This is a genomic window from Vreelandella nigrificans (assembly GCF_002374315.1).
Lineage (GTDB): Bacteria > Pseudomonadota > Gammaproteobacteria > Pseudomonadales > Halomonadaceae > Vreelandella > Vreelandella nigrificans.
In genome coordinates, this window is record NZ_NWUX01000010.1 from 21,727 (window position 1) to 43,281 (window position 21,555).

Genomic DNA, 21,555 nt, shown 5'->3' on the forward strand with positions numbered 1-21,555 from the left:
GGATGTTCATCGAAGACAAGGAGAATTCCATGCATCCCGTTCACTCCCCCGTTGTGGCGTCACCTTGGTACAGCATTGTCGCGGCGTTAGTGGCCGTGATGCTATGGAGCGTGGCACCGCTACTCGCAGAGCTTGCCCACACTTCTTCCCCACTTCAATTGACGGCACTCACGTTATTAGCAGGCGCCCTGGCAACACTTCCACTTAGTCGAAAGGTTCCTACGGCTACTTTAAGCAGAGGGTGGCAGCTAAGTGTATGGCTCGGCGTTCCACTGCTTATTTTTGGTGCTGTCAGTAGTTATTTTATAGGAATGCGCCTAGCGCCTGCCGCAGAGGCAGCACTTATTACTTATACGTGGCCAGTTTTATTCGTGTTGTTAAGCCAGTGGAGTCGTTTTGGCAAGCTACGCATGGCAGGTGTTATCGGGGCGCTCATCGCATTTTCCGGCGCCGCTCTACTATTGCTACCTCAGGCACTAAGTGGAGGTCTTGGCGGCGCAACCAATGGCTATGCATTAGCACTACTCGCTGCCTGCTGCTGGGCGCTTTATTCTTGGTTAGGCCAAACGGCCCCGATAGCATTAACGCCACTATTGCCACGCTTATTACTGATTGCTTGCGCTATTGCAGGCTGTGCCAGCCTGCTCGTGGAAGGAAATTTTGGTGTCCCCGATAATGAAGCCCTACTAGCGGGCATAGCACTGGGGTTGGGGCCCTACGGCATAGCAATGGTAGCCTGGGATAAAGCTTTGCGTTTTGGGCAAGCAAGCGTAGTAGGTAGCCTTGCTTATGGCGTTCCTATACTGGCGGCCATTTTGCTAGTGCTGGCAGGGATGAGCGTACTGGACTGGCGCCTCCCCACCGCTGCAGCTTTGGTAATAGTCGGCTGTTTAAAAGCTGGCTATGGAGGTGGACATAATCACCCATGAATGGCCAAATTGCTCTTTACCAAGGTAGCGAGATTAGTCCATTCACGGGCTAGCATTAACGACATAGCATTAACGACCTAGATAGCGCGGCTTTGCGATGCCCTCTAACTCATCCACAGGCAGTTTTAAGGTCGGCTGGCCTACCGCATAGGGGGCAATTTCATAGACGTTATATTTCACTTCCCAGGCCGTTTCCAACGGCGCAATGTTGCGGCTTTCGCTTAACGGCCAGTTGGAGATGAACTGATCATCATGGCCCATTTCCGCCACCCAACGCCGATGGGCTTGATTCAGTACTGTTTGAAAAGCCGCTTGTTGCCCTTCTAACAGCATGTCATTCGCATCAACAACACGCTGCAACTTTTCGTCAATCACCATAAATTCTGTCATTGGCAGGCCATGCGCTTGCCCGGCATGGTAGACATAGCTATTAAGCTCTATGACCAATAAGTCGTTATGCTGGGCGTTGACCTTCGCTTCCAGTACTGCCTCGCTGGCCATAAAGTTAGGCAATAAATGCTTATCTTCTTGTGCCAATTCAAAGAAATTCTGCGCATAGCCATCCCAATTCTCAGCAGGTAATGTGCCCTCCTCGGTAATGCCCATCGCAAGTTTTAACAAACGCGTTTGCAACTGTTCACTTAGCTCAGGTGATTGAGGGAAGGTTAGCGCAGCCACCTTCACTTCTGAGCAGTTCTCTGTCTGACAACCCGGCTCAACGTAGTGCTTTTCTAATGCCAGAGTGGCAAGCGAGCGTGATTCGACTTGCTCATCCGCTGGCGCTTGGCAGCCGCTCAATACGAGCGCTGTCACAGCACATATTCCACTGGCTAGACGCAGCATAAAACCTCCTTGTTGGTCGTCAGTATGTCGTATTCGTTTACATAACGATTAATGTCTTACTAATGTTACGTATCAATGTATTAGGCATCTACAATCGCCCTTGCAGCAAAAAGCATACAAGGGCGTGATGAGATCGTGCCACTACAAAAGCGCCATTGGCTGGCCCAATTAGTGATGGCCTACTTGAAACATCTAGAGCTTGAGCCCGAGTACCTGCTTATTAAGTACCCAAGCTCGAACGTCTGACTAAGCTTAAGGGCTTAAAAACTTAAATATCCGGCTGCATATCAGCTGGCTCAGTGCTCACTTGAAGCTCAAACATACCGCTGCCACTGGCGCTGAAGCCCCGAGCAGTCACAGTATAGGTTCCCGGCAACAGTGATTGCTCTAATAGCGCATCAGTACCGCTACCACCGTCATCATCACTGTAGGAAACACCTTCGCCATATAACTCAATATAGGCATCAAAATCGCTTGAGCGCATTGATAGCGTGACGTGCGAACTTTGCTCTAAAGTGAGTTCATAGGTCAGCGGCTCGCCACTGAACCAGCCATTTAACGTTTCATCGGGCGTTAAGATACCTTCGTTGCGCAGATCTACTCCCGCTGGTACATCGCGAGGCTCAACCGAAAGGGTAAATAAGCCGCTCCCCGTACCAAACGCAGTACGCGCTGTTAGCTGGTACTCTCCTGGGGCTAAGAAGTCCGCAATACGAGCATCCAGATCACCCGCACTGTCATCGTCTTCACGGTAATAACCGTCATCCCCTTCTAATACAAGGTAGGCATCAACATCACTGGAATTCATCTCAATTTGATAAATACCTGCTTCTTCAACCTCTAGCTCGTAGTAGAGCTCCTGGCCACTGTACCAACCATTTAAGGTGTCGCCTGGCTTAATAGTGCCGTCGTTACGCAGCTCCCCATCTCCGGGTAACTCTTTTGTCTCAGCGGTTAGTGTGAATAACCCGTTGCCTTCACCGTAGGCAGTACGCGCTGTTAATGTGTAGTCGCCGGGGGCGAAAAAGTCAGCAATACGCGCATTCAGATCGCCCGCGCTATCATCATCTTCACGATGGTAGCCATTGGGGCCTTCCAGTACTAGATATGCATCAAAGTCATCAGCCAGCATCTCTATTTGATACATGCCAGCGTCTTCAATCGTTAATGTAAACTCGCGAGATTCACCATCAAGCCAACTATCAATGGGAGTTTCAGTGGTGAGAGTGCCTGAATCGCTTAGCTCAACAGTGCGGCTATTGATGCTAAAGGGGCCATAACTATGCTCATCGGCCCCACTAACAACCACCATGTACTCTCCGCTCTCTTTGATCTGCTGGCGCAGCGTGGGCGCACTTCCCAATAGAGCTAACTGGTCGTCATATAAAGTAACCACACCCTGTAGGGCGCCGCGTAAGGAGACTTCAACCAACTCCCCTTCTTCTAAGTTGATCGCGTAACGCAAAAAACGGCTTCCATCCTTGCCATTTAGCTCGCTTGCTGAGGTGATCTCGCCACTTGCACGCTCGCCTAACGTTAAGCTTTCAAGTGTTACTTGTTCGATATCAGATGGTGCACTGGTGATCGTTTGCGCTGCTAAAAAACCAACAGCAGCGCCGCCGACTGCAACAATGATCAGCGATAAAGGTGAAGTTTTGGCCATGATGGCTTCCTTGTTGGGTGTCAATAGTAGGCAGCTACAGTGACCGGAATTATATGATGGTTAACTGAGCAAAGTGAGCATTTAAATATACTGCAGCGCACAAAAAAATTGTTCGGCCATGAAAAAAGCTGGCGGCGTTAACTTACTGAATCTCAAGCGCATAGCGAAAGAATAGAAAAATCGCAATTATGGAGCTATTTGCATCGATCTTCTTAAAGCTTGCCGACTCCAAAAGAGCACGCTACTATCCATAGGCCTACTAGGCACCTCCTTGATGCTAGATCCGCGATTTGAAAAGAACCGAGGTACTCCCATGGGAGCCCATAAGCAACTGATCCGAACGAGCTGCTTAGCAGCGGTGCTTATTGCCTGCACTGCTAATACTGCGTTTGCTCACGAGTTAGAAGTCCAGCGAGGCGTAGCCTCTTTCTATAGTGACCGTTTCCAAGGCGCGACCACTGCCAGTGGTGAACGCTTCGACCAACAGGCGCTAACTGCTGCTCATCCGAGCTTGCCGTTTGGCACCAAGGTACTGGTTACACGCCCCGACACCGGGCAGAAAGTAGAGGTGCTGATCAATGACCGCGGCCCATTTGTTCAAGGGCGTGTGATTGATCTATCTAAAAGAGCGGCTAGTAAACTAGGTATGATTCGCCGTGGCGTCGCACCGGTTATGATTACCCTAGTGGACTAACTCTGCTATCTAGCCCTGTAGAACGATCGAAATAGCGAGTTAACGGATAGCACACCCGCAAGTGTGTGATACCCCTTAAACGGTCAACGTTGCAGAACAGTCAGCTAATCAAAAGCGGCCCCACCCAGGGCCGCTTTTTTATTGCACAGCGAACTTGCAAGCATGCTAACGGTCTCTATCCTACTAAGGAGATGATTCACCCCGCATTGGCAGGAGACACATATGCAATCACGTTTCTTTACCTTAACCGATTACCCCACCGGCTTGCCAAGCCGTGAGCTATTTTCACTGGCAAGCAAGAAACTTCCCGACCTTGGCGAAGGTGAAGTACGCATTCGCAATCACTGGCTATCGGTTGACCCTTATATGCGTGGCCGAATGACCAGTATGCGCTCTTCCTATATTGCTCCGTTTGAGCTGGGGCAGCCGATGGAGGGCGGTGCTATCGGAGAAGTCATTGAGACAAACGACTCACGGCTTAATGTAGGAGACACCGTTAGCCATATGGGTGGCTGGCGAGATATTGCACAAATTTCTGCAACAGGGGTAACACCACTACCCGATATCAACGTGCCGGAGCAGGCTTATCTAGGCATCCTTGGGATGCCTGGCATGACGGCCTGGACAGGACTTAACCTAATTGCCGAGTTCAAGCGTGGCGATAACGTACTGGTCAGCGCTGCCAGCGGTGCTGTTGGGTCATTGGCTGTTCAGCTTGCCAAGGCTAAAGGTTGTCATGTGGTCGGCATTGCAGGGGCCGCTAATAAGCTAGCCTGGTTGGAATCGCTGGGTGTCGAGCCAGTTAGTTATCGAGACCGAAGCGCCCAAGAGCTAAGCGATGCCATTAAGCTCGCTAGCCCCAATGGCATTGATGTTTATTTTGAAAATGTTGGCGGAGCTTGCCTAGAAGCGGCGCTGAGCCAGATTAATGAAGGCGCTCGGATTGCAGTCTGCGGCATGATCGATAGCTACAATGCTGCAACTCCTCCCCCTGGGCCTCGTAACCTGTCTCAGCTAGTCGTGCGTAAAGCAAAAATGCAGGGGTTCATCGTTGCAGACCACTGGTCCAATTACCGTCAATTCCTCGATGAGGTGGCTCCGCAAGTCGCGAAGGGCGACCTTAGCTATAAAGAAACTATTCAAGAAGGGCTGGAGAGCACGCCTGATGCATTTTTAGCCCTTTTTGAAGGAGGCAATACCGGAAAAATGCTGGTGAAGCTCACAGACTGAGCAAAGCCCTAGCCCCAGCACAACCAAAGCACTTCTTTTCTTCCTTTCTTCAACAGCAAGCCGCGCCAAGGTGACTAGCGTGGCTTTTTTGTGTATGTGCTTTAATTAGCCAGCAAATTATTAGACCAAAATCGAATTGATTATTAAAATTACCGATAATCAATGTGTGTTTTAACCCATCGGCATTCCCGATGGGTTAGGGCACGCTGTAGAACCGCTGCTTATAGTGCTTCGCTAAGCGGCATTAACTCATTGTTAATAGGGGTTTTCTCATGGATGGACACACGCGTGCCCGTGGCAAATGGCCAGCACTGCTGCTGGGTCTATTGCTCATAGTGGCTGGAATCGCACTGACCATTGGCGGCGGAAAGCTACTGAGTCTAGGCGGTAGCGCTTACTACTTAACCGCTGGGGTTGGCCTTTTTGTGGCCGGTGTGTTGTTGGCACTGCGCAAAGGCGCTGCATTATGGCTTTATGCGTTGATACTCTTTGCAACCCTTTTATGGGCACTTTGGGAAGTAGGTCTGGACTGGTGGCAGTTGGTGCCTCGGGTCGCTATCCTCTGCTTAATTGGCATTATTTTACTGCTTCCCTGGTGGCGAAAACCGCTACATTCACGCGGTGGCAGCTTGGCGCTCATGGCAAGCATTGGGGCAGCTATAGTGGTCGCGATTGCTAGCCAGTTTAGCGACCCAGGTACTATCACAGGCACTATCAAAGGTACTATCACAGGTACAATCGAAACTGCCAATCATAGCGAAAATGTGAACCCTGCTCAGGTGGCTGGCGATGACTGGCCAGCTTACGGCGGCACCAATGCAGGTACCCATTACTCTTCTCTTAGCCAAATTACGCCGGATAATATCGGCAAGCTGGAAGAGGTATGGCGTATCCAAACTGGTGACAAACCCGGCCCCAATGCGCCGCCGGAAATTACCAACCAAAACACGCCTCTAAAGGTGAACGACAGCCTTTATATCTGTACTTCTCATAGCCGTGCGATGGCGCTGTCACCGGAAACCGGCGAAACCCTATGGGAATTTGACCCTGAAATCAGCACCATGGGTGCGGATGACTTCTCCGGCTGGGCACATATGACCTGCCGCGGTCTTGCTTACTATGATGCGGCTAGCTATGACGTAACTAACGATGGCGACGCTGAAGAAACCAATAGCGTTGCTAATATCAACAGTAACGCAGTAGCAGTGAGCAGCCCGCTTTTTGCCGATGACAGCCAGTTTAGTATCGACCTATCCTTCCTGCTCTTTATCAGTGGACTAGGCAATAACCCTGCAACAGCTGCCGATGAAAACAACACTCAAGCCATGCTTAGTGAAGCCGATGTAATGTGCCCACGCAGGCTTTACCTGCCCACCGCCGATGCGCGCCTGATTGCGCTAAACGCGGATACCGGTGAGCGCTGCAATAGCTTTGGCGACAATGGAGAGGTCGACCTTACTCACAATATTGGCGATTTCTCACCAGGCGGTTACTACTCCACCTCCCCCGCCACTGTGACCGAGAACCTGGTTATTCTAGGCGGACATGTCACCGACAATAGCTCTACTGACGAACCCTCCGGCGTTATTCGTGCGTTTGATGTGCACACTGGCGAGCTAGTATGGAACTGGGACAGCGGCAATCCTGATGACACCGCACCGTTGGCAGAAGGCGAAATCTACACACGCAATTCACCCAACGTATGGGCGCCAATTAGTGTTGATGAAGAGTTGGGCTTGGTTTACCTGCCTATGGGCAACGCCACGCCGGATCAGTATGGCGCTAATCGCAGCGAAAATGATGAAATTTACAGCGCGGGTCTAGTAGCGCTTAACGTAGACGATGGACAAGTGGCATGGGTCTACCAGTTCGTTCACCACGATCTGTGGGATATGGACACGCCAGCCCAACCAGTGCTGATCGATCTTGCTACTGAAGACGGCACTCAGCCTGCGGTTATTCAGCCGACCAAGCAGGGCAGCCTGTATGTGTTAAACCGTGAAACCGGCGAACCGATTGTGCCTATCGAGGAAGTACCCGCTCCCCAAGGTGCTGTCGAAGGTGACTGGACTGCAGAAACTCAGCCTCGCTCGGCACTGAACCTGCTGCCCCCACCGCTTACCGAGCGTGATATGTGGGGGGCATCACCCTTTGATCAGATGATGTGCCGTATTCAGTTCAACTCATTACGCTACGAGGGCCAGTACACTCCGCCTTCGCTGGAAGGTAGCATTATCTACCCCGGCAACGTAGGGGTGATGAACTGGGGAGGTGTTGCCGTTGATCCCGAGCGCCAAGCGTTGTTTACCGGCGCTAAGTATCTGGCGTTTGTTTCCAAACTGATCCCACGTGATGAGGTTGAAGATGGCCAGGGCTCAGCTAGCGAGCAAGGCTTACAGCCCAACACAGGCGCACCCTACGCAGTCGAGCTTGGCCCGCTACTTTCAGTGTTAGGCCTACCCTGCCAAGCACCCTCCTGGGGCGATGTGGTCGGTATTGATTTGCAAAGCAATCAGGTCGTGTGGAAACACCGTAATGGCACCACACGCGACAGCATGCCCTTCGGTTTGCCCATTGCTTTAAATCTAGGCGTTCCTGCGCTAGGTGGCCCGCTGACCACAGCTGGCGGTGTTTCCTTCCTAAGCGGCACGCTGGATCAATATCTGCGCGGCTACGACATCACCACTGGCGAAGAGCTCTACAAAGCGCGTTTGCCAGCAGGAGGGCAAGCAACGCCAATGACCTACACCGGGGCAGACGGTCGCCAGTATGTGGTCGTGACCGCCGGTGGCCACGGTACCTTTGGCACAAAAATGGGTGACTACGTGATTGGCTACGCCTTACCGGAATAGCCAATTAACTTAGTGCAACCACTAACGAGAACGGGCGACCAAATGGGCCGCCCGTTTTTTATGCTAAACAAACTCGGTTAAATACTTAGTTCTTTTAAAAACTCAGCTCCACGCCACCGTAAACGCTGCGCCCTGGGGCAGGTTCGTAGAAACGCCCGAAGGTGCCATTCAAGCGCACATTGGAGTAGTGCTCCTCGTCAAATAAGTTGCGTACACCTACATACGCACTAAGCCGGGTATCGCCGCTTAGTTGCCAACCATCCCCCACACGCAGGTTCACTAACCAGTAGCTATCGACCTCTGTCTCATTGGCATTATCTGCCACTAGGTCTCCCACGTACTCGGTTTCCAAGGTCGCAAAGCGCTCGTCAAGACCCTGCCAGGTAAGCTGACTCACCCAAGTTTGCTCGGGCAGGCCGGGGATACGGTTACCATCAAAGCTTTCGGACGGTGTTGCAAAACGGTCAAACTCATAGCGCGCCAGCGTTAAGGCGCTATTTAAGCGCCATTGGTCAGCAAGCTGCCAGCCCAGCGCTAGCTCAAGACCATCGCGATTTGTGTCGCCCGCATTCTGATAGAAAGTGCGGCCACCTTCATCATAGGGCACTAGCTCATCACGTACGCGAACCGAAAATAGCGCAAGATCGTAATCCATCGCCAACGGTTCAATATAGCCACGCAGCCCTATTTCGCGGTTCCACGCTTTTTGTGGCTCAACATTGGGATTGAAGCCCCCTCCTGCTGGGTTCGCAAACTCAGCAAACGTGGGTGTCTCAAAGGCGGTGCCAGTATTGATATAAGCTTGGTGCTGTGGCCGATAGCGGTAGCTTAAACCAGCGGAACCGCTCCATTCGCTAAAGGTGCGTAGGCCACTTTGATCGCCATCATCAAAATAACGGTCATCCACTTCTAGCTCAACCCGGTCAAAACGGGCGCCGAGCGAGAGTGTCACCTGCTGGGTAAGTGCCAAATCACCCTGAGCAAAAACACCACCAGAAGTTGCCGTTTGGGTCTCTTCAGCCGTCTGTTCACCAACGGCTCCTGCAGTATTCACGTTATTACGAAAGCGTTCATCCTCTTGGCGCGCTATATCAACACCCACAATGTAGCTAAGCGGTAGGTTGCCCAAAGTGATGCTGTGATGGTATTCGCTGCTTGCCCCTAAGTAATCTCGCTGGTAGCCCAATCGGCTATCACCAACGAAAGGCAATTGCTGCTCAAAGTCACGCTGGGCGATAAACCCCTTGAGGTAAAACTCACCTGGGCCTGCGGCTAAGTCTTCATACTGGAGGCCAATCATTTGCTGATTAACCTGCTGTCGCGCATCGAGCGCTAAGGCATTAGGGGCCGCTTGATGGCGCCCACCCGCAACTTCTATCGCGCTTAACGCCCCTGGGTCCTCTGAACGTGGGTTTTCAAGCAAGTTGATAACGGCCGTTAACGCCCGTTCACTGCCTAACTCACGACGCAGCTTGGCATTCAGTAAATATTTTTCCGTAGAGCTTTGCTCACGATAGCCATCCATATTGAGGGCCGAAAAACTCACATGATGGGACCACTCTTCATGTGCACCACCTTGTTGTAGCGCCACTTTTTGGTAACCGTTGCTGCCCGCACCAATACTAAGCCGTGTGCCTTGGCGATCTCTCCCATCGGCAGTGGTAATATCAATCACCCCACCAGCCGCGTTGCCATACAGCACCGAGGAAGGACCGCGGACTACTTCAATGCGCTCGACGCTGTCTAAATCAATCGCATCCAGCTGGGCTTGCCCATCCGGCAAAGTGTAGGGAATACCATCTACCATCACCGTGATGCCGCGTACGCCAAACGGTGCACGGGCGCCAAATCCTCGAATGGCAATTCGCTGCCCTTGGGCAAAGTTATCGCGGTTTTGTAAAAAAACGCCGGGTACTTGTGTCAGCGATTCATCAAGCCTGACGCGCTGCTGCCCCCTGGCAATATCCTCATACTCCAGTGTAGAGAGTGCCGCTGGAGTAGCATAAAGCTCACGGACTAAACGCGGGGCACTTACTTCCACCGTTGGTAGTTGCTCCGCTGCTTCTGTTTCCACCGCTGTTTGAGCTGCTGTTTGAGCTGTGGTTTGAGCTGTGGTTTGAGCTGTGGTTTGAGCTAACAAAGGAGTAGCAGCAGTAGCGCCACTCAGTAGCAGAGAACCGAGTAGCAAAGAACGTAGCCGAGAGGGTGAAATCAACCTTCCAATGACATCCTTTCCCATGAGATTCCTCTCGCTGGTGAGTTTTTAACTTGGCACACGATGCCACGCGATATGATGCCATACTCATATCAGCTCGCTTAGTTTTACGCGGATTAGTTTTACGCGGAACATCCACGCCTTTTACGTCAAATTACAGCACTCGCCTGTTAACGCTAAATTGCAAACACCTTTGGGTACCCGTACCGCCTAGCATCACCACCTGCTTTATAAAAATAATCATAAAAGGCTTTGACCTGAGGGTAGAAACATGTCACTGTAGCGTCAGTTGGTTAGCAAGCGGCATGGTTTCAGAAGTGTACGATTCTTTTCGTAAGCCTGATATTGTATTCCTTGTTTCGCCCGCTACTTCATCTGGGTAATACCAGGAACTTTATTACGGCGCATTAGCGCGAAAGGATCTTCACAATGGCAACTGGCACAGTTAAATGGTTTAACGACACTAAAGGCTTCGGTTTCATCGCTCCTTCTGACGGTGGCGACGACCTGTTTGCACATTTCTCTGAAATTCAGTCTGACGGTTTCAAAACCCTTCAAGAAGGTGCTAACGTTTCTTTTGACGTTACCCAGGGTAAGAAAGGCCTTCAGGCTTCTAACATCAAGCAAATCTCCTAAGCCTAAGTCTTTAAGACATAACGCTTTAGAGTTTGTTCGAACCTTTCGAGGTTCGGTTAACAAGGCCCGCTTATGCGGGCCTTGTTGCGTTTGTCGTCTTTTATCTGGCTATCATCGGCTTTCTACGAAAGAAGAGCTTAGTGCGCCACAGCGATCTCTACCAGATGAGTAGGTGCCAAGTGAGTCGGTGGCAATATATCAAGGCTTGCCTTCATAGTGCGCGCCTCCGCCGATGGGGAGCGGCCGAAGAAGCGCTTAAACTCACGGCTAAATTGGGAGGGGCTCTCATACCCAACTCGGCTTGCCGCTGCTGCCGCTGTTAAACCATCACGTATCATCAACAAACGAGCATGATGCAAGCGTGTCGATTTAATGTACTGGATAGGCGAGGTTTTGGTAACCGCTTTAAAGTGCACATGAAAGGCTGGCACACTCATTCCGGCTTCGCTAGCTAAGCCCCCCACCTCCAGCGTATCAGCGTAATTCAGATGAATACGTCGTAGCGCCTTTGCGACTTTTCCAAACTGACCATAATGGGCAAGCGCTGATCGAACACTCCCGCCCTGCTCTCCAACCAGCACCCGATAATAGATCTCTCTGACAATGGAAGGCGCTAGTATTTGTGCATCTCTAGCGGTGGCCAGAGTATCCAGCAAACGCAATGTGGCACTCGCCAGGGTTTCTCCCAGTGGGGTAGAAAACATGCCCCGCGGTGCCTCTAGCGTATGACCACCTGACGCTTCTAGCATCGTTGCCAATTCGGCAATAACCATCGCATCAAGACTGATAGCAATACCCAGCATGGGCTCTTCTTCACTGGCCTCTGTTTCCGAGGTAAACGGCAACGGCACAGAGAGAACAAGATAATGCTGAGCATCATAAAGATAGACCTCGTCACCTAAATAGCCACGCTTACGGCCTTGGCAGATGATAACGATACTTGGCTCGTAGAGAACCGGCGTGCTTTTCAGTGGGCGGTTTGAGCGCATAAACCTCACACTATCCAGCAGCGATTGGGTATATCCTTCGTATGGAGCAAGTTGGTATAAGCGCTTGACGATTTTGCTGTGTACCTCAGCATCGATCTTCGATGACATAAAAATTACCTCGCCAGCAGTTACCCGCAACTTGGTCATACAGCTTGTATCACACAACGTGTGTCTGTCATTACCATGAGAGTAATATACATACCCTACAACTAAGTTACCTACTCCTTGCTACGTAAATAATAGGATTAGGCAAACATGCAATAGGAACGTCTCTATTGCCACTGGTTGCCATTGGCTACTCTTCTTCAAGTACTGATTCAAGTGCTGATTCAAGTACTTCACCAACAAGGGGATTAGCATATGACCAATTCATCGACCTATCCGTCAAAAGTCATTTTATTGACTGGCGCCAGTAGTGGTATCGGCGAAACTACTGCCCGCTGGCTAGCTAGCCAAGGGCACCGTTTGATCATTGGTGCACGTCGTACTGACAGATTAGAAGCATTGGCCCGTTCCATTCGCACCGAGAGTGGCAATGTGGACTATCTGGCGCTGGATGTCACAGACCTTAAGGCTATGCAGGCTTTCGCGGATTTCGCTATCAAAACCTATGGTCGCATTGATGTGATCATCAACAACGCAGGCGTTATGCCGCTCTCACCTTTGGCAGCGCTCAAGGTAGATGAGTGGAATCGTATGATCGACGTTAATATTCGCGGTGTGCTCAATGGTATTGCCGCCGTTCTGCCAACTATGCAGGCTCAGAAGAGCGGTCAGGTGATCAACATCTCCTCTATCGGCGGCCTCACCGTTATGCCTACCGCCGCCGTTTATTGCGCCACCAAATATGCGGTACGCGCTATTTCCGATGGATTGCGTCAGGAGACTGACAATATTCGCGTGACCTGTGTCTACCCAGGCGTGGTGGAATCGGAACTGGCCCACACCATCACCGATGCTGAAACGGCAAAGGCGATCGACCTTTTCCGCCAGATTGCCCTAAAGCCCGAAGCCATCGCCTCAGCCATCGCACATGCCATCAATCAACCCGATGACGTTGATACCAGCGATATTGTTGTGCGGCCTACAGCGAGTCACTAACCCGCACACCCTTAGTGACGACTCAGAGGAGCCCACAATGAACGCGCTATTACGGCGTCAACTGACCACTCTCCCAAGTCTGCTGCTCACTGCAGCCCTGTTGCCACTTTCTGCCCAGGCGACTACTACGGAAGCACGCAGCGAGCGAGGAGCAGAAGTGATCCGGAGCCTTAATCAGGGTGAAAACCAGTCAAATTTGAAAGCGATGCGTGAGGAATTTCCCTTCCTTGCCGAGGCTACTGAAGCCTACGCGCTTGGGGATGTCTGGAGCAGGCCGGGCCTTGATAACCGAACACGCCAACTTGCAGCAGTCGCGGTGATGGCAGCCTTGGGCGAGGTTGGCATGATGCGTGTTCATGCGGGCTACGCACTCAACATTGGCGTTAGCGAAGAAGAGCTTAAAGAGATGATTTACCTGATCACAGTGCCCGCAGGTTTCCCTCGGGCTATTGCCGCTTCCCAGGTACTCTCCGAGCTATTGGCCGAACGTCATTAATGTAGAGCGAGCGATACTGATGCACAAAACCAAGCCTCCCATTTACTGGAAAAGAGCACTGGTGATCGCTGGCATTATCACTATTTTTCCAGTGGCCACTTCAGCGCAAACCACTCCCGACGAAGGAGACGATAGCATGGCAAACCACACCTATGTTGGCATGTGGGTCACCAAAGATGGTCGAGTTCGCCACCAACTTTTAGCCAACCATCGTTACGACGAGGCCCGCGGTGAGCGTGAAAGCGCCTACCAAGGGCGCTATCAGGTGACGGGTAACCATATCGAATACTGGGACGACACCGGATTTACCGCAGATGGTGAATTTATAGATGGCGTGCTGTATCACGCTGGCATGGTGCTATATCGCAAGGAGTAATTCTCATCGCATGCAAGGCACTTTATTAAAGATGTTAGCTCTTATTGATACCGTGAATTCGGCCCACTCATGCGGGCCGAGATTGTTAAACACGCTGCCACTGCACCATCCGCACATCCACCGTCAGCGTCAGCACGTCAAGTGCCTCAGCGCGGGCGCGGCCTTCTACACTCGCCCGGTACAGATGCGGTGTCATCGCTAATAGATCAGCAATTGGCGCTTTGCCTTCCAAGGTTATTTGATAACTAAACGATTCCGATCGCAGATGCGCAAAACCCTCTGGCGCTGCACGCTCACTAGCTCGCTCTTCTTTAAGAGAAGGGTAAATAATCTCCCGTAGCTCACGCAGGTGGTCTGGCCCCGCCTCAACCTGTAGCAATACGCCATTTGGTTTTAATACGCGAGCAAACTCACTATAAACGGGAAAACCAAACATACACAGTACGCTGTCCAAAGCTGCCACCTGCACTGGCAAGTGCGCATTACTGCCCACCAACCAACTGGAAAACGGCGCCTGTTTATCATCCTGCTTAGCGGCAGCCAACACTGCCCACTTGGAAATATCCAACCCCACCAGTGACAGTGCTTGCCCACTCGATGCGGCACTGACTAGCTGGCGTAGGTAATACCCCTCACCGCACCCGGCATCCAAGCAGCTAAACAGCTCCGTACCTCTTGACGGAACCTCAGCATGGCCCAAAAGCGTACGACTCACCGCCTCCGCAATAGGCTGATAATGACCGCTCCCCAGAAAGCGCTGGCGTGCCGCGACCATCGCTTTACTATCGCCAGGGTCAGTAGAGCGCTTTTGCTGCACGGGCAACAGATTGACGTAGCCCTGCTTAGCAATATCAAAGCTATGCCCAGCGGCACAGCGCCAAGCACTGCCTGTTAGGTGAAGAGGTTCGCCATCTAACGGGCAGGCCAGTGCTTGAAAAGGAACAGTATTCATAACGACATAAACTCGTACTCATTGAAGCTTGGGTTCATTAACGTAACAACGGATAAAAAGCAGCGCTTCATCAGTGGCTTTTTTTCGGATATGAGGCACGCGCAATATCTTTAAACAGCGTTGACTGCCACTGGCGTACTGCCAGCACTGACGTTGTGCCGAAGCGTGTGTGTAAAGGTAAACTGCTTTCTCGTTCACATAGCGCATGGAACTCGTTTGCCAGGCGCTGCATAGTCTGCTGCCACTCTGCATTACCCGCATGAGAAAGCAAGCCGTTCAGTACCACCAGCTTTTCACCCTCACTATCAAAACGGGAGTGGAAAAACTCCGTGGCAATATATTGCTGGAAAAAACGTTGGATAGGGCCGCCTGGCCGCCAACGAAAATTCGCAGCCACACGCCGTCGGATTCGATTGCCCGGTAACAGGTCAATCAACTTTAGTCGTTCCAGCGCTAATAACTGCCGAGTGCATTGTGCTTCGCTGAGCTGGTACTGATGATGCATTTCGTCAAAGCTATAACCGTTGATGACACACACCGCGACTAAAAACAGTTCGCGATCATCAACAATACTTTGCTCTTGTGCCTGGGTCAGCTCCTGTAAGCGATGCCCTTCCTGTTGCATGGCTTGCACAAGTTCGGAAAACTCCAGGTTAAGTTGGTCGCAAATACGTTCTAGCCGCTCTAAGGTAATGTGTTGTTCAGCAAACAACCGCTTTACCGAGGCCTCGCTTAGCTCAAGCCACATTGCGACATCGGCATAGGTTTTACCCTGAGCACGCAGCTGGCGTTTTAAAGTATCAATTAATGCACCTGTCTGAGTCATACGGAACCTCCATGCACAAAAAGTAGCGTATAACGATACTGGAAAGCCCATATAGCACAACTTGAACTACCAGGGTTGCAACACTACCCCCATTTGCCGAAAGTGCTCAAACTTTAGGTTTATAAGGCGACATACTATGCAACCATTGCTGCGTACTGCGAGCATTTGGCCCTACTTGATTGCCATTTTTCTAAATGCCTTTGTGGATTTAGGGCATAAAATCGTCATTCAAAACACGATTTTTAAAAGCTATGACGGTGGAACGCAGGTGGTGCTCACCGCGCTGGTCAATGGGCTTATCCTGCTACCCTTTATTTTACTGTTTAGCCCAGCAGGCCATGTAGCCGACAGCTACCCTAAGGTACGTATTTTACGCATTTCCGCCTGGACCGCTGTGGCGGTTTCACTGGGTATCACCGCCGCCTATTACCAGGGCTGGTTTTGGTTGGCGTTTGCCATGACACTCTTACTGGCGATTCAATCGGCGTTCTACTCGCCGGCCAAGTATGGTTTGGTAAAAGGACTTTTTGGAAAACCGCGCTTGGCGGAAGCTAATGGGTTGGTCCAAGCCATTACCATTGGCGCCATTCTGGCGGGTACTGTGGCCTTTACCGCTCTGTTTGAAACATGGGTGTCACCTGAAGCTCAAACACCAGCGCAATTGCTGCGCCAAATAGCGCCTTTGGGTTGGCTATTAGTGCTAAATAGCGCCATTCAGGTAGTGACGCTTTACCGTCTTCCTCTGGACAACACTACTCGGTCAGATACACCGCTGACCTGGCAGCGCTACATTAAGGGCACTGCCCTGAAAGACAACCTGCGAATTATCGCTCGCCAGCCAGTGATCAGGCTCTCAATCATCGGCCTTGCGACCTTCTGGTCAGTAGGCCAGGTTCTATTGGCCGCCTTCCCCTCCTACGCCAAAGACGCCCTTAGTATTGATAATACCCTGGTACTCCAAGGCATTCTTGCCGCCAGCGGTATTGGTATTGCGATTGGCTCACTGCTAGCCACCAAACTTTCCCGTAACCGGATTGAAACCGGCCTGATTCCATTGGGAGCCGTTGGCGTTGCGGTAGGCCTATGGTGCCTGCCGCTGTTTAACACTCCCACCAGCCAAGCGCTGAACTTTGTGTTTATCGGCACGATGGGGGGATTGTTCATTGTACCGCTCAACGCGTTGATTCAGTTTCATGCGGCGGATCATGAACTAGGCACGGTGCTAGCAGCCAATAACTGGATTCAGAACATCGCCATGCTCGGCTTCTTAATACTTACAGCGCTGTTCGCCCTTGCTGGTGTAGATAGCCTCTACCTACTGCTGTTGGTTGCCAGTGTGGCCATGGTGGGTGGTGGCTACACTATTTTCAAACTTCCTCAAAGCTTGGTGCGCTTTCTGCTCTCTTTCCTACTTACCCGCCGTTACCGTGTTGATGTGCATGGGCTGGAAAACCTACCATCCCAAGGCGGCGTACTCCTGCTAGGCAATCATATTAGCTGGATAGACTGGGCGATGGTGCAAATCGCCAGCCCCCGCCCAGTGCGCTTTGTGATGCTGAAAAATATTTATCAGCGCTGGTACTTACGTTGGTTTTTTAAAGCGCTGGGCTGCATTCCTATTGAGCGCGGTGCGGCTGCTGACAATGCCTTGTCTGCCATTGCTGAATTGCTTAATAACGGCGAAGTGGTGTGCCTATTTCCAGAGGGAGCCATTAGCCACAACGGTCAGCTAGGCGAGCTGCGCCGTGGCTATGAACGGGCCTGTAAGATGGCAAATCCAGAGGTCTGTATTGTCCCGTTCTACTTACGTGGACTATGGGGAAGCCAGTTCTCCCGATCATCAAGCAAGCTTAAAGAGCTGCGCAACGCGCCACTACACCGCTCAGTGGTGGTGGCATTTGGTAAGCCACTACCCAAAGATACCCCTGCTGATGTGCTCAAGCGGCGCATTTTTGAGCAAGCCACTAGCTCTTGGCAGCATGCTGTCGACGAATTACCCACGCTTCCCGAGGCCTGGATACGCAGCGTTAAACGCAACCCCGGCCAACGCGCACTCGCCGATACGCTTAGCCGCCCGCTCAATGCAGGCCAAGCGCTGGCCACCAGCCTGCTGCTAGCAAAGCGGATTCATAAATTGAACCCAGGGCAGAATGTTGGACTACTGCTGCCTGCCAGCACCATTGGCGCACTTACCAATATGGCCACACTGTTGGCTGGTAAAACGGTGGTTAACCTCAATTACACAGCCAACCAAGCCACGCTTGCTTCAGCGCTCTCCCAAGCGGGTATCACCACGCTGTTCACCTCGCGCCACTTTGTCGAAGAGCTAGCGAAACGCGAGCAGAATGTTAGTCAACTACTTGAGCAAACCCAGGTGGTTTACCTGGAGGACCTGCAAGCCGCTATTAGCCGTGCCAAGTACCTTAGCACTTGGCTTGCCGTTCGCCTGCTGCCTAGGAGGCTACTTCAGTACCTTTATTGCCGAAGAAGCAAAGATGCCGACGCTACCGCCGCCATTGTGTTTTCAAACGGCCAGGATGACCAACCAAAGGGCGTTATGCTGAGCCACCGCAATCTAATGGCCAATATCAAACAGACATCCGATGTGCTCAACACCCAGAATGACGATGTAGTCATAGGATCGCTGCCGCTGTTCCACGCTTTTGGACTAACGGTCACTCAGCTCTTACCGCTGATCGAAGGCCTACCGTTAGCATGCCACGCAGACCCTACCGATGCCCCCGGCATTGCCAGTACCGTTGCCGAGTATAAAGCGACGATTATGTTTGGTACGCCGAGCTTTCTACAGTTATTGAACCGCAGCCAGAAGGTGCATCCACTAATGCTGGAAAGCCTGCGTGCAGTTGTCATCGGTGCCGAAACACTGGATGAGCGTATATGCAATAACTTCAAACTTAAATTCCATAAACCTATATACATAGGCTATGGCGCAACCGAAACCGCACCGGTGGCCTCGGTCAACCTGCCGGATGCCCTAGGCCGACACAACCAGCAGATTCAGCAGGGTAGCAAAGCGGGCACCGTTGGCATGCCACTGCCCGGTACCAGTTTTAAAATTGTCGACCCTGCGAGCATTGAAGAGCTACCCACTGGAGAAGCGGGCATGATATTGATCAGCGGCCCTCAAGTGATGCTGGGTTACCTCAATGCTCCCCAGCGCACCGCTACCGCCATTAAAGAGATCGATGGCCAGCGCTGGTTTGTCACAGGAGATAGAGGATTTATCGATGAGGATGGTTTTTTGACCCTGGTTTTCTGACACTGCTTTTCTGAAACTGCTTTTCTGAAACTGTTTTTTTGAGTCTGACTGCTAGCTGGGGAGAGCCACATTAGTTGATGAGCAAAAGCAAACACCTGTTTATCAGTAAAAAATCTCCCCAGTTCGCACCAAAAAAGCGATAAAACCTAAAGGCGCGCACTAATTTGGCTTTTACCCCCATGCATGCAGCCTTAAAAACACCTTGGCGATTTCTGTTATATATCTAAAACAAAGGGTTATTAAATCTGGCACGGTACATGCATAGGTTCGCATGTACCGTATATTGGCTGGATAACTAGAGCCCTGCAGATAAATCCTTAAAATAAAACAATGCCCTTATTGCTATACGTAAGATGGCATTACGCTGCCAAAGGATTCTATTTACCTGCCTCTGACTTCATAGAGAGGTAGCAATGTCATTCAACCCAGAAGGTGTTACGCGTAGATCTTTTTTGGGCATGGTAGGCGCGGTCGCAGGGGCGGCGGCCATGTACTCTGCAATGAGTACAATGGGCTTCGCATCCCCGTCCAATTGGCGGGGTCGCTTAAACCTCCAGGGAGCACCTGATAATACCAACATTTTAATTCTGGGAGCTGGCTTAGCAGGCATGACGGCAGCCTTCGAGCTTCGCAACGCAGGGTATAACGTCAAGATACTTGAGTATCGCGATAAGGCCGGAGGCCGCTGCTGGACATTGCGTGGCGGAGACAGCTACACCGAATTAGGTGGCTCTACTCAGCATATTGATTTCGCCGAGGGCAATTATTTCAATCCAGGCCCGTGGAGAATTCCCTCGGATCATTTTGCCGTATTGGATTACTGCAAACGCTTCGGGGTAAAGCTGGAGCCCTTTATCCAAGTCAATTATAACGCGTACTTACATGACTCAGAGGCCTTCAATGGCCAGCCCCAACGCTTTAAAGAAGTAGCCAGTGACTTCAGAGGGCACGTAGCAGAATTACTTGCCAAAGTCGTTGATCAGACAGGCCTGGATCAGGCGGTAAGCACTGCAGATGCGGAAAAACTGGTTGCCGCACTTAAACGCTATGGCGCACTAAACGACAATTTAGAGTATGTCACAGGCAGTGAGTCCTCTAAATTCCGTGGTTGGGCACACCCAGAAGGTGGGGGTGTAGATGGAAAGCCAGAGCCATCTCAGGTCAATTCATTATCAGACCTACTGAACTCAACACTGTGGCGCAACCTGACGGCTGGCGACAACCTGCATATGCAATCCACTATTTTCCAGCCAGTGGGTGGGATGGACATGATTGCCAAAGGGTTTGAAGAGCAGGTTGGCGAACTGATTACCTATAACGCACAAGTCACACGGATTAGGCATGAAGGTGATCAGGTAACCGCCTCTTGGGTCTCTACCAATAGCGGCGGCAGCGAACAAACGGAAACGGCCGATTACTGCATTTGTACTATTCCGTTTTCCGTGCTGAGCCAGATTGACCACGATTTCTCACCACGCATGAGCAAGATCATTGATTCCATGCCCTACGCGTCAGCGTTCAAAGCGGGCATTGAATTTAAGCGGCGCTTCTGGGAAGAGGACGAGTATATTTATGGCGGCATTAGCTATACCAACCTGCCCATAACGCTAATTTCTTACCCACCCTACGACATGTTTAGCGATGGCCCAGGCGTCCTATTGGCCGCTTACCCATGGGGCGCTTACTCCTATCAATTTAATGCGCTCTCTCATGAAGACCGTATCGCTAAAGTAATGGAGTACGGTTCGCAGATTCATCCTCAGTATTACGATGAATTTAAAGCTGGCGCCTCAGTGGCATGGCATCGTGTTCCATGGTCGTTAGGCTGCTATGGTCTATGGAAAGATCGCGAAGCTGACTATCAGGATGCCACTGCAATGGACGGCCGCACACTGATGGCTGGCGAGCATATTTCATATCTCCCTGCCTGGATGGAAGGAGCGGTGCTCTCGGCCCTGGATGCCGTAGAGCGCTTACACACCACCATTACTGAGGCTTGAGGAGTCCGCGATATGAAAATGTTATTCACTTCAATGACAGTACTCTTACTCTCTATGCCAGCTATCGCTCAGGAAGTTGCTATTGATACAAGCAACTGGTTCGACGACCCTTCCACCTTGACGCAAATAGATGGAGCGTCCATCTATGCCTCTGTTTGTGCTGGCTGTCATATGTCCAATGGGCAAGGCGCCCAGGGTGCCGGTAAGTACCCAGCACTGACTAACAACCCCAACCTAATGGCAACCGCCTACCCCATCAGCCTTATTATCCACGGTCATAAAGCCATGCCCTCTTTAGGCGGCCTACTGGATGACGAACAAATTTCAACAGTAGTGAACTTTATACGGGCCAACTTTGGCAATCACTACACTGATAACCAAGCAAGCGCAGAACTGGTTAAGAGTATGCGCTAAGGCTTTTTCACTGAGCTGCAAGCACTCTTTAACAGAACTACAAGTAACCTAAAACGCTT

At 51.3% G+C, this 21,555-nt stretch carries 17 protein-coding genes; 11 read left to right on the forward strand and 6 right to left on the reverse strand.

Annotated elements, in window-relative coordinates; translation table 11 throughout:
- Positions 1 to 29 precede the first annotated feature (29 nt).
- Positions 30 to 929 (forward strand): DMT family transporter, encoded by a 900-nt coding sequence (locus CPA45_RS12285; RefSeq protein WP_096651839.1) that lies wholly within the window; start codon positions 30 to 32, stop codon positions 927 to 929.
- Between the two features lie 69 nt (positions 930 to 998).
- Here the strand turns inward: CPA45_RS12285 and CPA45_RS12290 are convergent, their stop codons facing one another.
- Positions 999 to 1,772, reverse strand: coding sequence for an RsiV family protein (locus CPA45_RS12290; RefSeq protein WP_096651840.1), 774 nt, complete (start codon positions 1,770 to 1,772; stop codon positions 999 to 1,001).
- Positions 1,773 to 2,040: 268 nt separating this feature from the next.
- Positions 2,041 to 3,435 carry a hypothetical protein gene (locus tag CPA45_RS12295; protein WP_096651841.1) on the reverse strand — a complete coding sequence of 465 codons (1,395 nt, stop codon included), beginning with the start codon at positions 3,433 to 3,435 and terminating at the stop codon, positions 2,041 to 2,043.
- 313 nt (positions 3,436 to 3,748) lie between these two features.
- Between CPA45_RS12295 and CPA45_RS12300 the strand changes: the two genes are divergently transcribed.
- From CPA45_RS12300 to CPA45_RS12310, 3 genes are all read left to right on the forward strand, one after another.
- A complete protein-coding gene (locus CPA45_RS12300) occupies positions 3,749 to 4,129 on the forward strand; it encodes a septal ring lytic transglycosylase RlpA family protein (RefSeq protein WP_078090186.1) in 381 nt (126 codons plus the stop codon).
- A gap of 222 nt (positions 4,130 to 4,351) precedes the next feature.
- Entirely contained in the window at positions 4,352 to 5,359 is a 1,008-nt protein-coding gene (locus tag CPA45_RS12305) for an NADP-dependent oxidoreductase (RefSeq protein ID WP_096651842.1), read from the forward strand.
- Positions 5,360 to 5,631: 272 nt separating this feature from the next.
- Positions 5,632 to 8,211 (forward strand): glucose/quinate/shikimate family membrane-bound PQQ-dependent dehydrogenase, encoded by a 2,580-nt coding sequence (locus tag CPA45_RS12310; RefSeq protein ID WP_096651843.1) that lies wholly within the window; start codon positions 5,632 to 5,634, stop codon positions 8,209 to 8,211.
- 94 nt (positions 8,212 to 8,305) lie between these two features.
- Here CPA45_RS12310 and CPA45_RS12315 read toward each other — a convergent pair whose 3' ends face one another.
- On the reverse strand, positions 8,306 to 10,450 hold the full coding sequence (locus tag CPA45_RS12315) for a TonB-dependent receptor family protein (RefSeq protein ID WP_096651844.1): 2,145 nt from the start codon (positions 10,448 to 10,450) through the stop codon (positions 8,306 to 8,308).
- Positions 10,451 to 10,855: 405 nt separating this feature from the next.
- Between CPA45_RS12315 and CPA45_RS12320 the strand changes: the two genes are divergently transcribed.
- The gene (locus tag CPA45_RS12320) at positions 10,856 to 11,062 is read left to right on the forward strand and encodes a cold-shock protein (RefSeq protein WP_009095703.1); all 207 of its coding nucleotides are present in this window, start codon (positions 10,856 to 10,858) and stop codon (positions 11,060 to 11,062) included.
- 137 nt (positions 11,063 to 11,199) lie between these two features.
- Here the strand turns inward: CPA45_RS12320 and CPA45_RS12325 are convergent, their stop codons facing one another.
- Positions 11,200 to 12,159, reverse strand: coding sequence for an AraC family transcriptional regulator (locus CPA45_RS12325; RefSeq protein ID WP_096651943.1), 960 nt, complete (start codon positions 12,157 to 12,159; stop codon positions 11,200 to 11,202).
- Between the two features lie 252 nt (positions 12,160 to 12,411).
- Between CPA45_RS12325 and CPA45_RS12330 the strand changes: the two genes are divergently transcribed.
- Genes CPA45_RS12330 through CPA45_RS12340 form a run of 3 tightly spaced genes read left to right on the forward strand, consistent with a single transcriptional unit; the run spans position 12,412 to position 14,024 of the window.
- The gene (locus tag CPA45_RS12330) at positions 12,412 to 13,152 is read left to right on the forward strand and encodes an SDR family oxidoreductase (RefSeq protein ID WP_096651845.1); all 741 of its coding nucleotides are present in this window, start codon (positions 12,412 to 12,414) and stop codon (positions 13,150 to 13,152) included.
- 37 nt (positions 13,153 to 13,189) lie between these two features.
- Complete coding sequence (locus tag CPA45_RS12335; RefSeq protein WP_096651846.1) at positions 13,190 to 13,648, forward strand: carboxymuconolactone decarboxylase family protein; 459 nt, start codon at positions 13,190 to 13,192, stop codon at positions 13,646 to 13,648.
- Between the two features lie 19 nt (positions 13,649 to 13,667).
- Complete coding sequence (locus CPA45_RS12340; RefSeq protein ID WP_165771550.1) at positions 13,668 to 14,024, forward strand: Atu4866 domain-containing protein; 357 nt, start codon at positions 13,668 to 13,670, stop codon at positions 14,022 to 14,024.
- 85 nt (positions 14,025 to 14,109) lie between these two features.
- Here the strand turns inward: CPA45_RS12340 and CPA45_RS12345 are convergent, their stop codons facing one another.
- On the reverse strand, positions 14,110 to 14,976 hold the full coding sequence (locus tag CPA45_RS12345; protein WP_096651847.1) for a putative RNA methyltransferase: 867 nt from the start codon (positions 14,974 to 14,976) through the stop codon (positions 14,110 to 14,112).
- Positions 14,977 to 15,046: 70 nt separating this feature from the next.
- The gene (locus CPA45_RS12350) at positions 15,047 to 15,802 is read right to left on the reverse strand and encodes a helix-turn-helix domain-containing protein (RefSeq protein ID WP_096651848.1); all 756 of its coding nucleotides are present in this window, start codon (positions 15,800 to 15,802) and stop codon (positions 15,047 to 15,049) included.
- Between the two features lie 136 nt (positions 15,803 to 15,938).
- Here CPA45_RS12350 and CPA45_RS12355 point away from each other — a divergent pair, with 136 nt between their 5' ends.
- The 3 genes from CPA45_RS12355 to CPA45_RS12365 all read left to right on the forward strand — a co-directional run bounded on the left by CPA45_RS12355 (position 15,939) and on the right by CPA45_RS12365 (position 21,496).
- On the forward strand, positions 15,939 to 19,082 hold the full coding sequence (locus tag CPA45_RS12355; RefSeq protein WP_096651849.1) for an acyl-[ACP]--phospholipid O-acyltransferase: 3,144 nt from the start codon (positions 15,939 to 15,941) through the stop codon (positions 19,080 to 19,082).
- A 413-nt stretch (positions 19,083 to 19,495) separates the two neighbouring features.
- Positions 19,496 to 21,082: a flavin monoamine oxidase family protein gene (locus tag CPA45_RS12360; RefSeq protein WP_096651850.1), complete on the forward strand. Its 1,587-nt coding sequence runs from the start codon at positions 19,496 to 19,498 to the stop codon at positions 21,080 to 21,082.
- Between the two features lie 12 nt (positions 21,083 to 21,094).
- Positions 21,095 to 21,496, forward strand: a complete 402-nt coding sequence (locus CPA45_RS12365) for a c-type cytochrome (protein ID WP_208858506.1) — start codon at positions 21,095 to 21,097, stop codon at positions 21,494 to 21,496.
- The last annotated feature ends 59 nt before the right edge of the window (positions 21,497 to 21,555 follow it).